Consider the following 12,067-nt stretch of genomic DNA (forward strand, 5'->3'; position numbering starts at 1 on the left):
GGATCTCGCGCGCCTTCTCCACGTCGAGCCCCTTGTTGCGGGTCTCGAAGTAGTTGAAGTCCAGGCACCACGTGCAGCCGACTAGCGACGCGACCGCCATGTGGGCGAACGACTTCAGGCCCTCGTCGCAGGCGTCCCACTTCTGCAGCTTGCCGCCGAGGCCGAAGCTGGCGAACAGCACCTTGGGGTTGTGCCAGTAGACGCCCACCGCCGTCGGCACCTTGCCCAGTTTCTTCTCGATCATCCACTTGATCAGCGCTCCCTTGACGCCGGTGATCTCGGCCGGGGGGATGCGGGTCGTGTGCTCCATGTCTCCTCCTGTGCCGGTGGCTGTAACGACGGGTTGGTAGGTCGTCACGCCATGGAGACACCGGCCGGGCCGCGGATGTGACATCGAGCGGGAGAAACGACTGGTCTGTTCGTCGTAGACGGCGTCGGTGTACTCGATCGTGGTCCAGGCGTCCTTCGGGATCGAGGAGATCGCGGTCTTGACCTTGGCGTCCAAGCGCACGGTGACCGAGACGTCCGCGCCCGACTTGAGTGCCGCGGCCGAGGCGCAGCGGAATGACCTTCCGTACGGCCGAGCGGAACGCGGCAGAAGCGTGCACCTGATCATGGCGGATGCGAGGGCCGGCATCATCTTCGTATGGCAACAGACGATCCCGAATCATCCTCGTCGACGATCTACGCTCGTTCGTTGACGGCCGCAGCGCGGACGTGGCCCGCACCAGTGCAGCCGGAGTGGAACTTCTCGATCGTTGCCGCGATCAGCGGCTGGACGAGCTGTGGCTTGACCATGACCTTGGCGAGGACGACACGATCTGGCCGGTCGTCGAGGTCCTGGAACGCGCTGCCTTCGACGGCCGACCGCTCGACGTCGGCGTCATCAACATCCACTCCGCCAACCCAGTCGGTGCCACGAAGATGGCCCTGGGTCGATTCATAGCCCTGCACCACTTGGTTAAGGCCGATCGGGCCAACGCCAACTCCGCCGCCTACCTGTTCATGAGCGGCGGTTCGGGTCACTAACCTGGGCGACATGGCAGAACCCTCGGAGTACGAGCTTGCGGCGTGGCGTGACATTCAGCGGTTCAAGGGCAGGCCGCTGTCGGCCGCGTTGCGCAGCGCCGGCGAGGGCGTGTCCAACGGCGCCGCGGCACTCGGTCGGCGTGCGGCGACGTACCTGGAAAACCACCCGGGAGCCCAATCAGTCGTGTCGCGGGGGCGCGGCATCGCCGCCAAGGGTGCGAGCGCCATCGGCACCGGGGCTCGCAAAGCCGCCGGCGTCCTCCCCACCAGCGCGGGAGACTGGAGTGGCAGTGCTCTGGGCTCGATGCAGCGAACGGTGGCGAAGATTTCGCGAGCGGGGCTCTCGCCCAAGCGGGTGGTGGAGCTCCACCAGAAGCGCGGGCACGACGTCACCAAGCTCTCCGACCTGGGGCGCCTCGACCTCGAGCAGATCCACGCGGTCCGCGGGCGGGCTTTGAGCTGGTACTACCCGGCTACTGCCGCAGTCTCGGGGATGGGTGCGGGGCTGGTGATCTCGGGAGGCGAGCTGGCTACCGCGGTCTCCGGCGGCGCGGCGGCGGCGCCGTCGGGAGGTGCCATCGTCAGCGCTTTCGCCGGCGACGCTGCCATCGTCATCGGACTCGCATCCCGCGCGGTCGGCCATGTCTCGCTGCTGTACGGCTACGACCCCGAAGAACCAGCCGAGAAGCTCTTCGTGCTGTCCGTCGTTAACGCCGGGACGGCGGCGTCCGTCGGCGCGAAGAACGCCGCCTTCGCCGACATCTCGCGCCTCACCCAGGCACTCGTCCGCGGTAAGACGTGGAAGGTTCTGAACGATTCGGTCGTCGCCCGGATCGCCGGACGGTTCGCGGAAGCGGTCGGCCACACCCTCACCAAGAAGGGCCTCGGCAAGGTCGTGCCGGTAGCCGGAATCCTGGTCGGCGGCACCCTCAACTGGACCACTCTGGAGGGAATCGTCGACACCGCCGAAATGGCGTACCGGCACCGGTTCCTTCTGGAGAAGTACCCTCAGCTTCTGAACGAGGAACCAATCGAAGCCTTCGTCGTTGAGGACACGGACGACCCGAACGACGTAGTCGACGACGGGTTCAGCGTGCTCGGCGAGCTCGCCGTGGAGGGCGGACCCGACCTGCGCTGAATCCGGAGCGGGCCGCCTACGGCAGGAGCTCGACGAAGCCGTCGGTGCCGTGCAAGCGAATGCACTGGCCGTCACGGATCGTGCGGGTGGCCCGCTCGACGTCGATGACGGCCGGCAGGCCGTACTCCCGGGCAATGACAGCGCCGTGGGTCATCAGCCCGCCAACCTCGGTGACCAGGCCCAGCGTTCCTCATGGCCGAGACCGGTGGCATCCGCTCATCGGCCGCGCTATCAGCGGCAGAAGCGGTCGTGCCTGCGGCGGCGGGAGCCGAATGGATGGCTGGAGACCCATGGGATCATGAGGTCATGTCGACCCAGCATGATGCCGGTGACGCTCGGGCGACCGACCGGGTCCGAGGAGTTCCAGATCGTGGTGGTTCATGGGGAAGTCTGCGGAAGTTTGGTTCGGCCGGCGGGGCTTTCGGCCGCCGGCGATCCGGTCTGGTGTTCCTGACCTGCCTAGCGCTGGTAAGCGGACTCTCCGTGGCGGGGGCTACTGTCCGGATCAGCTCGTCACTGATCGAGAGAGCGGAGCAGGGCGTGGCCGAGGCGAGCGCGGTCGAGGTCACCTACTGCGCGGGATGGGATCCGGGGAGCCGAAAGCCCGTCGGCGTGATGGGTGTGGAAGGGGCGCGGAAGCGCGATTCGGCCGGAGAGCCTTACGCGGTGCTGCTCACCGCCGACGCACGGCCGAGGGCGCTGCTGCAGATCGACTGGGGGCGCCATTACCTGGGCCTGTTCCTCTTCGACGAGCACGGCCGCCGCGACCGTGCCTATGACTACCGCGAGCTCGAGCCGGGCCTGCTCGATCTGCGCCACTACGAGCAGTGGCGCTACGCGTCTGCGGACGAGCCGGAATTCCCCGAGCGCGACTGGCACTTCACCCTCACGGCCCGGCCGGACAGTGACACCGCCGATGTGCAGCTGGACCATGGCGGCCTTTTCCAGACCAGCCACGACATCCCGGAGCGGCACCGCACCCTGCGCAGGGCCCCGTTCGGCGACTGGACGGCGTACGCGGACGGCCGGATGCTCGGTTTCAAACGCAGTGCGGGGGGCGCCGGCGACGTGACGCTCGTACCCGCCAGGCACAAGGAAGACCAGGGGCACCGGGAGGCCGCAACGCCGCTGTGGAGGGCTCCGTCGGGCCTGCGGCCCCGCCATCTGGAGGCGCTGTTCACCCCGGGCAGTCGGTTCTAAGACACCGAGTTCGGCGTCGCGATCGTTACCGAACCCCAACCCGCCGGGGTGCTGCGAATGCCTACCGGCGCAGTGATCGCCGCCGACCCCGGCACCCTCGGCAGCCGCGATGAGCCGTACACGGTAATGGTCCCGGCGGGAGACCACCCCGTGCTGATCGCCGGCATGTGGTGGGAGAGCGAAGGCTGGAACGAGACGACCGCCGCCATGCTGCGGATCCTCGACAAGCCCACCGCAAGCTGGGAACTCGCGGTCCGTCCCGGGCAGGACATACGTCTGCTCGGCGACGACGAGTTCTACGGCTTCGGAGTGGACACCGGCATGGGCGCATTCCTGGACGCGTCAGGGCGGGACGCCCTCGCCGCAGCGTACGAGCACCGGCAACAGAGCGACGCCTGGGACGATGACAAGGAGACGGAGACCGCCGACCCGGCCACCGGCACCAATCTGATCGCCTACCCGAGCGGGAGAGGCGACGGCTCCTACCCGGTCTGGATCGGCCGCACCGCCGACGGCGAGGTCACCTGCCTGGTGGCCGACATGCTCGTCCTCCACGACATGAAGCCCCTGCCGCCCACCGCTCCCGACACCACCGTCTTCCTCACCCCCACCCCGACGGGCAGCGGCGTGCGGCCGGAGCCGAAGCCAGCAGACCCCGAGGCAACCGCCGAGTTCCTGGCCACCGTTGCTGCCAGCATCGCCGCCAAGAAGGAGCAGGTCAGCCGTCGCTGACGCACCGCCCGCCCAACGGCGTCCGGGTCCTGGCGAAGCCCGCCGGCGAGTCCAGGCCGAAGGTCCCGGTCCGCCCCTGCTGATCCGACCGGACAAAGAGGCCCTAATAGCGGCATTCGGCATGCGCCCCGCCGGTCACCGTGCCGACCAAACGTCCTCATCTCGGCAGGATCGCGCGCCCACCGCCGGACCCTTCGTGACGCCGTGTGACACCGGTCGGCGGCAGACATCCCATGTTCTTCGGTGTCAAGAAGTGGGCTGGAGATGCGCCCAAGCGGTTGCCTCGTTGTATGCGGTGTTGGTTTTGAGGCAGCCGTGCAGGATGCCGACGAGGCGGTTGCCGAGTTGGCGCAGGGCGGCTTGGTGGCCGGTGCCGCGGGCGCGTAGGGCGTCGTAGTAGGCGCGGGCGCCGGGTGAGCCTTTCAGGGCGCAGAAGGCCCATTGGTGCACGGCGTCGCCGAGTCGTCGGTTGCGGGCGTAGCGGGCCAGCACCACTGTGCGGGTGCCTGAGGCGCGGGTGATCGGGGACGTGCCGGCGTAGTTCTTGCGGGCTTTCGCGTCGGTGAAGCGGTGCGGGTCGTCGCCGAACTCGCCGAGGATCCGGGCGCCGAGGACCACACCAAGGCCGGGCTGGCTCAGGTAGTGCTCAGCGTCCCGGTGCCGGCCAAAATGGTCGGCCACCACCTGCCCGAGCTGCTCGACCTCGGCGTTGAGCGCCGCGATCAGCCGGACCTGGGTGGTCACGATGGCCGCGTAAGCGCTCTGCACTGCGGCCGGCTGGCGCAGCTGCGCCGCGCGCAGTCGCTGTTGCATGTCAGCGGCTTTGACGTCGACGTTGCGGCGGTTCGCCCGCCGCAACGCGGCGGCGATCTGTGATCGTGACAGCCGGGCGGCGCGGGCAGGATCCGGCGCACGACCGAGTAGCTCCAACGCGTCGGGCGCGGTCAGGTCGTCGAAGGCGTCCAGGGCGGCGGGGAAGAACTCGCGCAGCGCGCTGCGTAGCCGCAGCATCTGCCGCGATCGGTCCCAGATCAGCGTCTGGTGAGTGCGGGCGACGAGTTTCATCGCTTCGGCCTGGGCGCTGTCACCGGCGACCGGACGGTGATGGGCATGGTCGAGACGCACGATCTCGGCCAGCACATGCGCATCGCCGGCGTCGGACTTCGCACCGGACGTGGAATGCCGTTCCCGGTAGCGGGCCACCGACATCGGGTTGATCGCATACACCTGATAGCCGGCTGCGATCAACGCTTGCACCCACGGTCCCCGGTCGGTCTCGATACCGATCCGCACCTTGGCTGCGGCCTCACCCGGGTCGAGATCCGCCCACTCGGCCGGCATGTGCTCGGCGATCAGCGCATGCAGTCGGGTGACACCCTCAAGGCCCTCGGGTAGCCGTTTGCGGGCCAGCCTGGTCCCGTAGTCGTCGACGAGCTCGACGTCGTGGTGATCCTCGGCCCAGTCGTCACCCAGGAACAGCATCACGCCCCCTTCCTCGACGGACAGCGTCGTCCATGGCAGCGTGGAAGAGACCCCAGCGATCTAATGGCCAAGTGCTCACCGCACAGAAGCGGGGCACGTCATCCCATCAGCTGTCCAGCCTCCTCACGACCAGCGGGCGCACGGTCTGCCGCAAGACCTTGAAGGCCAGATGAGAGGAGTGCTGACCCGCCAGCCGCTACCGGAGCCATCCTGCACCAGCAGGCTGACAGAACCCGTTAGAAGAGTGCTCGGCAGCCCACGTAGGAGCGCACCGGTATCGTCACGGGCCTGTGTACTCGACGGTCAGTTTGCCGATGATGCTGATCGGGAGCCGGCCGGTGCGTACTGTCTCGCTGCGGATGACGTTCGGCGGGAAGATGTCGCGGGCAGCGGTGATCGCGCGGCGTAGGGCGGGGCGGACGTCGTAAATCCAGATGCGCCCATTGGGGCGTAGCACGCGGCGTAGCTCGCGCAGCCCGGCGTGCGGGTCGGCCCAGTGGTGTTGGCTCATCGAAGACAGGATGAGGTCGAAGGTGTGATCAGGGTAGGGAAGGTCGGCGACGTCGCCGACCACGAATGTCACTCGTTCGTCGAAGCCGGCCGCGCGGGAGGCGCGGCGCGCGTATTCGATCATGCTTGGGGAAAGGTCGAGTCCGTCGATGGGTACGTCGGGCACGGCGTTGGCGATTGCCAGCGGCACCCGACCTGGTCCGGTGCCGACGTCGAGCATCCTTGTCGTGTCGTCCAGTCCGGCCGTGGCCACGTCCGCGACGACCCGGGACTGGTAGGTGCCGAGCAGGCGCCTGGTGAAGCCGTCGTAGTGGTCGGGTCGGGCGAAGTAGCCGAGCATCTTGGTGCGGGCGTCGTACAGGGAACGCATCTCGGACTCCTGTCGGTGTGCTCAGCCGGCGGTCGGGGCGGGCGTGGCGGCTTGGATGCCAGCCGGTTGGATCGGGGAACGCAGCGCGCGCAAAGACATCACGTGGAGGGCGGCCGCGAGCGGGACGGCGGAGATCGGGACGAGTGCGAGTGGTAGCAGCGCGAGCGGCTCAGTTGACGGGGTCACGTGGAGGACCTGGGTGGGTCCGAGCCCGGCGAGATAGCCGATGCCCACTGCGACGACCAGGTCCACGATGCCTATGACGTTGAACCACACGGCGTTCGTGCGGTGCATGCCACGGCTGAGCCGCCATGCCACGACGGGCGCGGCCAGGCCAACGGCGATGTCGCCGAGCCCGGCCGGGATCGCGAAGGCGGCGGGCAACTCGCCCAGCATGAGCACAACGATGAAGAGCACGCCCATGATCCGCAGCGTGTGCGGCAGGGTCAGCCTGGCCGCGGTGCCGGGCGCGGCGAGTATCCGCGACACGATCGGGATGCGCGTGGCGAGCAGTGCCGCGGTGAGCGCGCCGACGAACGCGAGGGCTAACCACGGGCGCACGGCGTCCGGGTCGCGGCGAAAAAGCCCCGCTCCGGCAAGCAGGCCGCCGACGAGGAGCCAACCGCCCCAGACCGCACCGGCGGCCACGCTCACCCTGGCGGCCGTGCGGTGGCCCAGTCCGGCCGCGACAGCCCCTCGGTAGAGGGCGGCACAGGTGGCGGCCGGGATCCCGATCACCCCGATGAGCACCAATGCCCAGACGTACCCCGGGAGGTCGTACATCGCCGAACCCCTTCCCATCGCTGAACGGTATGTTCGATCCCGAACATCGTGTCTAGTATTCTGGGCCGCCGTGGGCGCGGGTCAACAATCAATCAGCGGCAGGCGTCCGCTAGCGAACAGTTCCGTGAAACCGTTCGGAAAGTCGAGGCCCGGCATGGTTGACCTGGACCGGCGCGTCCGCCGCACCCGTCGGATCCTGCACGAGGCCCTCATCGCGTTGATCCTCGAGAAGGGCTACGAGCGCATCACCGTGCAGGACATCCTCGACCGCGCCGACGTGGGCCGGTCCACCTTCTACTCCCACTTCCGGGACAAGGAAGCGCTACTCGTGGCGAGCTTCGACGGCTTGCGCGACGAGCTGCGACGCGAGTTCGACGCGATGCGACCGGACATGCCGGCGCCCGACGCCGAGCCAGCGATCGCGGTCATTTTCGGGCACGCCCACCGGCACCGACGCGTCTACCAGGCCCTATGCGGCAAGCGCGGCAGCGAGTTCGTGCACGGCCATCTGCACCGGCTCATCGCCGCGATGATGCGCGACCACCTGGAGCCCCACCTCACCGCAGCCGACTCCGACCTGCCCGTCGATGTCGTCGCCGAGTTCTGCACCAGCGCGGCACTCGGGCTCTTGACCTGGTGGATCGGCCACGATTTCCCGTACAGCCCGACCCGACTCGCGGAGATGTACCGGAAGCTGGCGGCGCCCGGGGTCCGCGCCGCACTCGGCCGTGCGGCCGAATGATCGGTGCCATCTTCGAGTACCAGCAACAGTCCACCTGATGTCCTCTTCTCGGCATGACCGCGCGACCAGCGGCATAGAAGCGGGCGTTCGGTGAACGGGCGGAATTCGTCACCCTTGTGAGATCGGCGTTGATCATATTGTCGGTACGTGCCGCCACAATGCAGCCCATGAGTTCACGTCTGGGCACGGTCGTCGTCACGGGTGCGGCGGGTCGGATCGGTTCGGCGGTCCGCCAGCACCTGCGCGATGAGGTTGGCCAACTCGTGCTGGTCGATCGGGTCCTGTTGCATGCGCAGTCGCCGGTGGAGCGGGCGATCCAACTGGACCTGGCAGACCTGGATGCGGTAGTTGCTGCGCTGGAGGGTGCGGACACCCGTGGTGCATCTGGCCGGGCTGCCGGATGAGGCGCCATTGGTCGACTTGCTCGACAGCAACGTGCTGGGCACCTACCACGTGTTGGAGGCCGCTCGCCGACAGAGGGTGGGACGAGTTGTCCTGGCGAGTAGCAACCGTGTCACCGGCTTCTACCCGGTCGGGCAGGTTGTCGTACCTGACGCGCCGGTTCGGCCGGACGGGTTCTACGGGGTGAGCAAGGTTGCCGTCGAAGCACTCGGGCGTCTGTACGCTGACAAGTTCGGGCTGTCGGTGGTGTGCCTGCGGATCGGCAGTTTCGAGGACGAGCCGACCGAGGCACGACATCTGGCAACGTGGTTGAGTCCGCGCGACGGCGTCGGCTTCATCCGTGCGGCTATCACGGCATCCGACGTTCACTTCCTGGCCGCCTATGCCGTTTCGGCCAACACCCGCAGGTTCTGGGATACCGGCGCCGGGGCACAGCTCGGCTATCTGCCAGTAGACGACGCGGAAAGTTGTGCCGCGAAGGTGCCCGGTTCGGACGTCCCAATCGACGCCGCCGCCTTGCAGGGCGGGGCCTACGCCAGTACTGAATACTCCCTGCGGCACGTCGTCGCGCCCCCTCCGCCCTGCTGAAGAACGGGCATCTGTCCAACCGGCAGCATCCGCTCTTCGACACGACCGGACGCCGGCTCGATCCGCTTGCCGTGACGCTCCGTAGCGCCCGGTCGGCGGCATAGAGTGACATCGTGAGCGCGGGAACATGCGCGTCGTCTATCAGGTGCGGGAGGTGCGGCGTCGGCACCTGGCATTTTGCGCCGACCTCGGCAACGCCTCGTCCGATTGCCGCCAGACGCAACAGCTTCGGCGAGGCAACCTGGACGACATGTCGAGCACGAATCCAGTTATTACCAGCGGCCCGTAAGGTTTGAACACTGGTACGACTTCACCGAGGGCGGTCCGGTGCACCGCGCGCTGCTGCCGTTCCCGTCGACGACGCCCGCCCCGTTCGAGGTCGCTCGCTGGTCAGTTGCCCCGAAGACGTCCAACGACCTTGATGTGCATCGGTCGCGCGAGGTGTGGGTCATCGTGTCGGGAACCGGTACCTTGACGTGGGCGGACCAGACGACGGTTCTACGCGTCGGAGACGTCGCGGCGTTCGAGAGCAAGGTGCCGCACCAGATTCGCAACGACGGACCGGATCCGCTCTTCGCCATCTCCGTCTACTGGCTGCAAGAAAACGACTGATGCACACTTGATCACACAACACAACACCATGGCCACGTCTACGGGCGTGGTGTTGAAGACGATCACCGTGGAGATCCGGGGTCGACTTGACACGCCTCCCTGCTGTAACGGAAGCTGTTACAACAGGGAGGGGGGAGCAATGGCAGCGAATAGCCGATTGACAATCGCCGTTCACGCACTGGCGTGGATGGCGCTGGCCGGGCGGCGCGGCCAAGAGCTGCTGACCTCCGACCAGGTCGCCGCCAGCGTGAACACCAATCCGGTGATCATCCGGCGCAGCCTCGGCGACCTGCGCCGGGCGGGCCTGGTGGACGTACGCCACGGCGCCGGGGCGGGGTGGAGCCTGGCCCGCGCCCCGGAGGAGATCACCCTGCTCGACGTGTACGACGCCGTCGAGCAGGAGCCGCTGTTTGGCATGCACCGCACTGAGCCGAATCTGGAGTGTCCGGTCGGCAGGGGCATCCGGCCGGCATTAGGCCACGTTTACGGCGGGGTCGAGGAGGCCCTGCGGCGTGAACTTCAGCGCACGTCAATCGCCGACGTACTGCGCCAGACCTTACGGGCGCGCTAGACGACTCACCCTAGTCGACCGGTCGCCACGACCTTAGTTGTAACAATGAGTGTTCTAACAAATGGAGGCATGGCGTCGATGAATGACGTACGGTACCCGATCGTCGAACTACGGCAGTACACGCTGCACCCCGGCCAGCGGGACGTGTTGATCAACGTCTTCGACCGAGAGTTCGTCGAAACCCAAGAGGCAGCCGGCATGGCAGTCATTGCCCAGTTCCGCGACCTGGACGACCCCGACCGGTTCGTCTGGCTACGCGGCTTCGAGGACATGCCATCCCGCGCCGAAGCGCTCGGCCGCTTCTACGGCGGGCCGGCCTGGAAGACCCACAAGGACCAGGCCAACGCCACAATGATCGACTCCGACAACGTGCTGCTGCTGCGGCCGGTCACCGCGCGTACAGGCTTCCCGCCCCCCACCGATGTACGACCCCCGTTCGGCCACCCCACACCGCCGCCGTCAGTAGTCCTGGCCACGCTCTACTACCGCGACCGCCCATTCGATCAGGTATTCATAGACTTCTTCGACGGTCAGATCCGCCCAGTGCTCATCGAGACTGGAGCCGCACCGCCGCTGGCGTGCCTGCAGAGCGAACACGCCGAGAACACCTTCCCCGCGCTGCCGGTGCGCATCGGCGAGAACGTCTTCGTATGGTTCGCACAGTTTCCCAGCCGGGCCGATCTCGACAACCACCTGTACCGGGTAGAACGCTCGGACCACTGGCGGGACTACGTGCAACCGACTCTGTCAACTACGCTCACCCGCCCCCCGCAGCAGTTGCGGCTGGCACCAACAGCCCGGTCATTGCTGCGTTGACCAAGCCAGGCGCACAACACCTGAACCCAACGCGGCGGGCAGTGCCAGACCAGTGGGCATGCCACGCGTCTCGCGCCGCGTTGGGTTCAGTCGACCGAGAAATCACTGGCTTGCCATGTCATCCGGCGGAAAGATCCCCGGCGTGACGCTGCACGAGAACGAGGTTCCGATCGACGAGGCGGTTGTCAGGTCGCTGCTGGAGGCGCAGTGCCCGGAGTGGGCCGGCCTATCGTTGTCGCCGGCGGGCGCGGGCACGGACAACACCATGTACCGGCTGGGTGACGACCTGCTCGTGCGACTTCCGCGAACGGCTGACAAGGCGCGGTCCGGGCGGAAGGAGCAGGAATGGCTTCCTCGTCTGGCGCCGCTGCTCGCGTGTCCGGTCCCGGAGCCGGTCCATGTCGGCACGCCCACCACAAATTTCCCCCTTTCTTGGTCGGTCTACCGCTGGATCGACGGGAACGAAGCCCAGCCGGACACTGTCCAGGACTGGGCCGCCTTCGGAACCGACCTGGCGGCGTTCGTGCGGGAGCTCCACAACATCGACCTGATGGGAGCGACTCGCACGGGTGACCTCAGCTGGTACCGCGGAGGCCGCCTGCGGGCCTGCGACCAGTGGATTGGCACGTGTTTCGAAGACTGTCGGACCATGGTTGATGCGGAGCTCGACGTCGAGACTCTGCAACGGTTGTGGGGCGCCGCGCTCGCCCTGCCTGAGCCTTCCGGACCACACGTGTGGCTTCACGGCGACCTCAAGCCCACCAACCTCCTGGTGCAGGAGGGCAAGCTTCACGCGGTCATCGATTTCGGAGGCCTGTCGGTCGGCTTTCCCGACGCCGAACACTCCACCGTCTGGGACCTGCCGCCCCAAGCACGACAGGCTTACTGGAACACCTTGGACCTCGACGATCTGACCTGGGCTCGCGCCAGGGCCTGGGCCATCGCGGTGGGCGTCAGCGGAATCTCTTACGGCTTGGTGCGCGGTAGAGGAAAGACCCGGGTCGATCATGAAGGTGGCCGTGCGGGACGATCATGATTGTGACGTCAGGATGGGCCCGCACGGCCTTGTCTCATCGTATCTTCACCGGCATC

At 67.4% G+C, this 12,067-nt stretch carries 15 protein-coding genes and 2 pseudogenes; 11 read left to right on the plus strand and 6 right to left on the minus strand.

All coding sequences use genetic code 11. The annotated features are described in order from the left end of the window. Positions 1-310: hypothetical protein (locus SLP03_RS30515; protein WP_319464120.1), on the minus strand; the 310-nt coding region annotated here is incomplete at its 3' end. 60 nt (positions 311-370) lie between these two features. Beyond that, positions 371-550: pseudogene (locus SLP03_RS31785) on the minus strand (IS1380 family transposase); the annotation flags it as partial. A gap of 71 nt (positions 551-621) precedes the next feature. On the opposite strand from SLP03_RS31785, the gene SLP03_RS30525 reads away from it, so the two are divergent. Both SLP03_RS30525 and SLP03_RS30530 read left to right on the plus strand, forming a co-directional pair. Next, positions 622-1,029 (plus strand): cyclic-phosphate processing receiver domain-containing protein, encoded by a 408-nt coding sequence (locus tag SLP03_RS30525; protein ID WP_319464106.1) that lies wholly within the window; start codon positions 622-624, stop codon positions 1,027-1,029. A gap of 10 nt (positions 1,030-1,039) precedes the next feature. After that, positions 1,040-2,167, plus strand: a complete 1,128-nt coding sequence (locus SLP03_RS30530) for an EcsC family protein (RefSeq protein ID WP_319464107.1) — start codon at positions 1,040-1,042, stop codon at positions 2,165-2,167. Positions 2,168-2,183: 16 nt separating this feature from the next. Here SLP03_RS30530 and SLP03_RS30535 read toward each other — a convergent pair. Further along, positions 2,184-2,348, minus strand: a pseudogene (locus SLP03_RS30535) (PEP-utilizing enzyme); the annotation flags it as partial. Between the two features lie 359 nt (positions 2,349-2,707). Between SLP03_RS30535 and SLP03_RS30540 the strand changes: the two are divergent. Together SLP03_RS30540 and SLP03_RS30545 are read left to right on the plus strand one after the other, a co-directional pair. Next, the gene (locus SLP03_RS30540; RefSeq protein WP_319464108.1) at positions 2,708-3,367 is read left to right on the plus strand and encodes a hypothetical protein; all 660 of its coding nucleotides are present in this window, start codon (positions 2,708-2,710) and stop codon (positions 3,365-3,367) included. Between the two features lie 57 nt (positions 3,368-3,424). After that, positions 3,425-4,099: a DUF4241 domain-containing protein gene (locus SLP03_RS30545; protein WP_319464109.1), complete on the plus strand. Its 675-nt coding sequence runs from the start codon at positions 3,425-3,427 to the stop codon at positions 4,097-4,099. Between the two features lie 246 nt (positions 4,100-4,345). Here SLP03_RS30545 and SLP03_RS30550 read toward each other — a convergent pair whose 3' ends face one another. The 3 genes from SLP03_RS30550 to SLP03_RS30560 form a co-directional block, all read right to left on the minus strand. Then, the gene (locus tag SLP03_RS30550) at positions 4,346-5,581 is read right to left on the minus strand and encodes an IS110 family transposase (protein ID WP_319464119.1); all 1,236 of its coding nucleotides are present in this window, start codon (positions 5,579-5,581) and stop codon (positions 4,346-4,348) included. A gap of 280 nt (positions 5,582-5,861) precedes the next feature. Beyond that, on the minus strand, positions 5,862-6,461 hold the full coding sequence (locus SLP03_RS30555) for a class I SAM-dependent methyltransferase (protein WP_319464110.1): 600 nt from the start codon (positions 6,459-6,461) through the stop codon (positions 5,862-5,864). Positions 6,462-6,482: 21 nt separating this feature from the next. Further along, positions 6,483-7,244, minus strand: a complete 762-nt coding sequence (locus tag SLP03_RS30560) for a hypothetical protein (protein ID WP_319464111.1) — start codon at positions 7,242-7,244, stop codon at positions 6,483-6,485. Between the two features lie 154 nt (positions 7,245-7,398). Between SLP03_RS30560 and SLP03_RS30565 the strand changes: the two genes are divergently transcribed. The 7 genes from SLP03_RS30565 (at position 7,399) to SLP03_RS30595 (ending at position 12,011) form a co-directional block, all read left to right on the plus strand. Further along, positions 7,399-7,986, plus strand: coding sequence for a TetR/AcrR family transcriptional regulator (locus tag SLP03_RS30565; RefSeq protein ID WP_319464112.1), 588 nt, complete (start codon positions 7,399-7,401; stop codon positions 7,984-7,986). A 167-nt stretch (positions 7,987-8,153) separates the two neighbouring features. Further along, positions 8,154-8,390, plus strand: a complete 237-nt coding sequence (locus SLP03_RS30570; protein ID WP_319464113.1) for an NAD-dependent epimerase/dehydratase family protein — start codon at positions 8,154-8,156, stop codon at positions 8,388-8,390. Next, positions 8,362-8,976, plus strand: coding sequence for an NAD(P)-dependent oxidoreductase (locus tag SLP03_RS30575; protein ID WP_319464114.1), 615 nt, complete (start codon positions 8,362-8,364; stop codon positions 8,974-8,976). Before SLP03_RS30570 ends, SLP03_RS30575 begins: the two co-directional genes overlap by 29 nt. 327 nt (positions 8,977-9,303) lie before the next feature. Further along, positions 9,304-9,588: a cupin domain-containing protein gene (locus SLP03_RS30580; protein WP_319464115.1), complete on the plus strand. Its 285-nt coding sequence runs from the start codon at positions 9,304-9,306 to the stop codon at positions 9,586-9,588. 139 nt (positions 9,589-9,727) lie between these two features. Next, positions 9,728-10,159, plus strand: a complete 432-nt coding sequence (locus tag SLP03_RS30585; RefSeq protein ID WP_319464116.1) for an Rrf2 family transcriptional regulator — start codon at positions 9,728-9,730, stop codon at positions 10,157-10,159. Between the two features lie 78 nt (positions 10,160-10,237). After that, positions 10,238-10,975: an NIPSNAP family protein gene (locus SLP03_RS30590; RefSeq protein ID WP_319464117.1), complete on the plus strand. Its 738-nt coding sequence runs from the start codon at positions 10,238-10,240 to the stop codon at positions 10,973-10,975. Between the two features lie 142 nt (positions 10,976-11,117). Beyond that, complete coding sequence (locus SLP03_RS30595) at positions 11,118-12,011, plus strand: aminoglycoside phosphotransferase family protein (RefSeq protein ID WP_319464118.1); 894 nt, start codon at positions 11,118-11,120, stop codon at positions 12,009-12,011. The last annotated feature ends 56 nt before the right edge of the window (positions 12,012-12,067 follow it).

Origin of the sequence: Micromonospora sp. RTP1Z1 (assembly GCF_033804685.1) — a bacterium.
Classification (GTDB): domain Bacteria; phylum Actinomycetota; class Actinomycetes; order Mycobacteriales; family Micromonosporaceae; genus Micromonospora.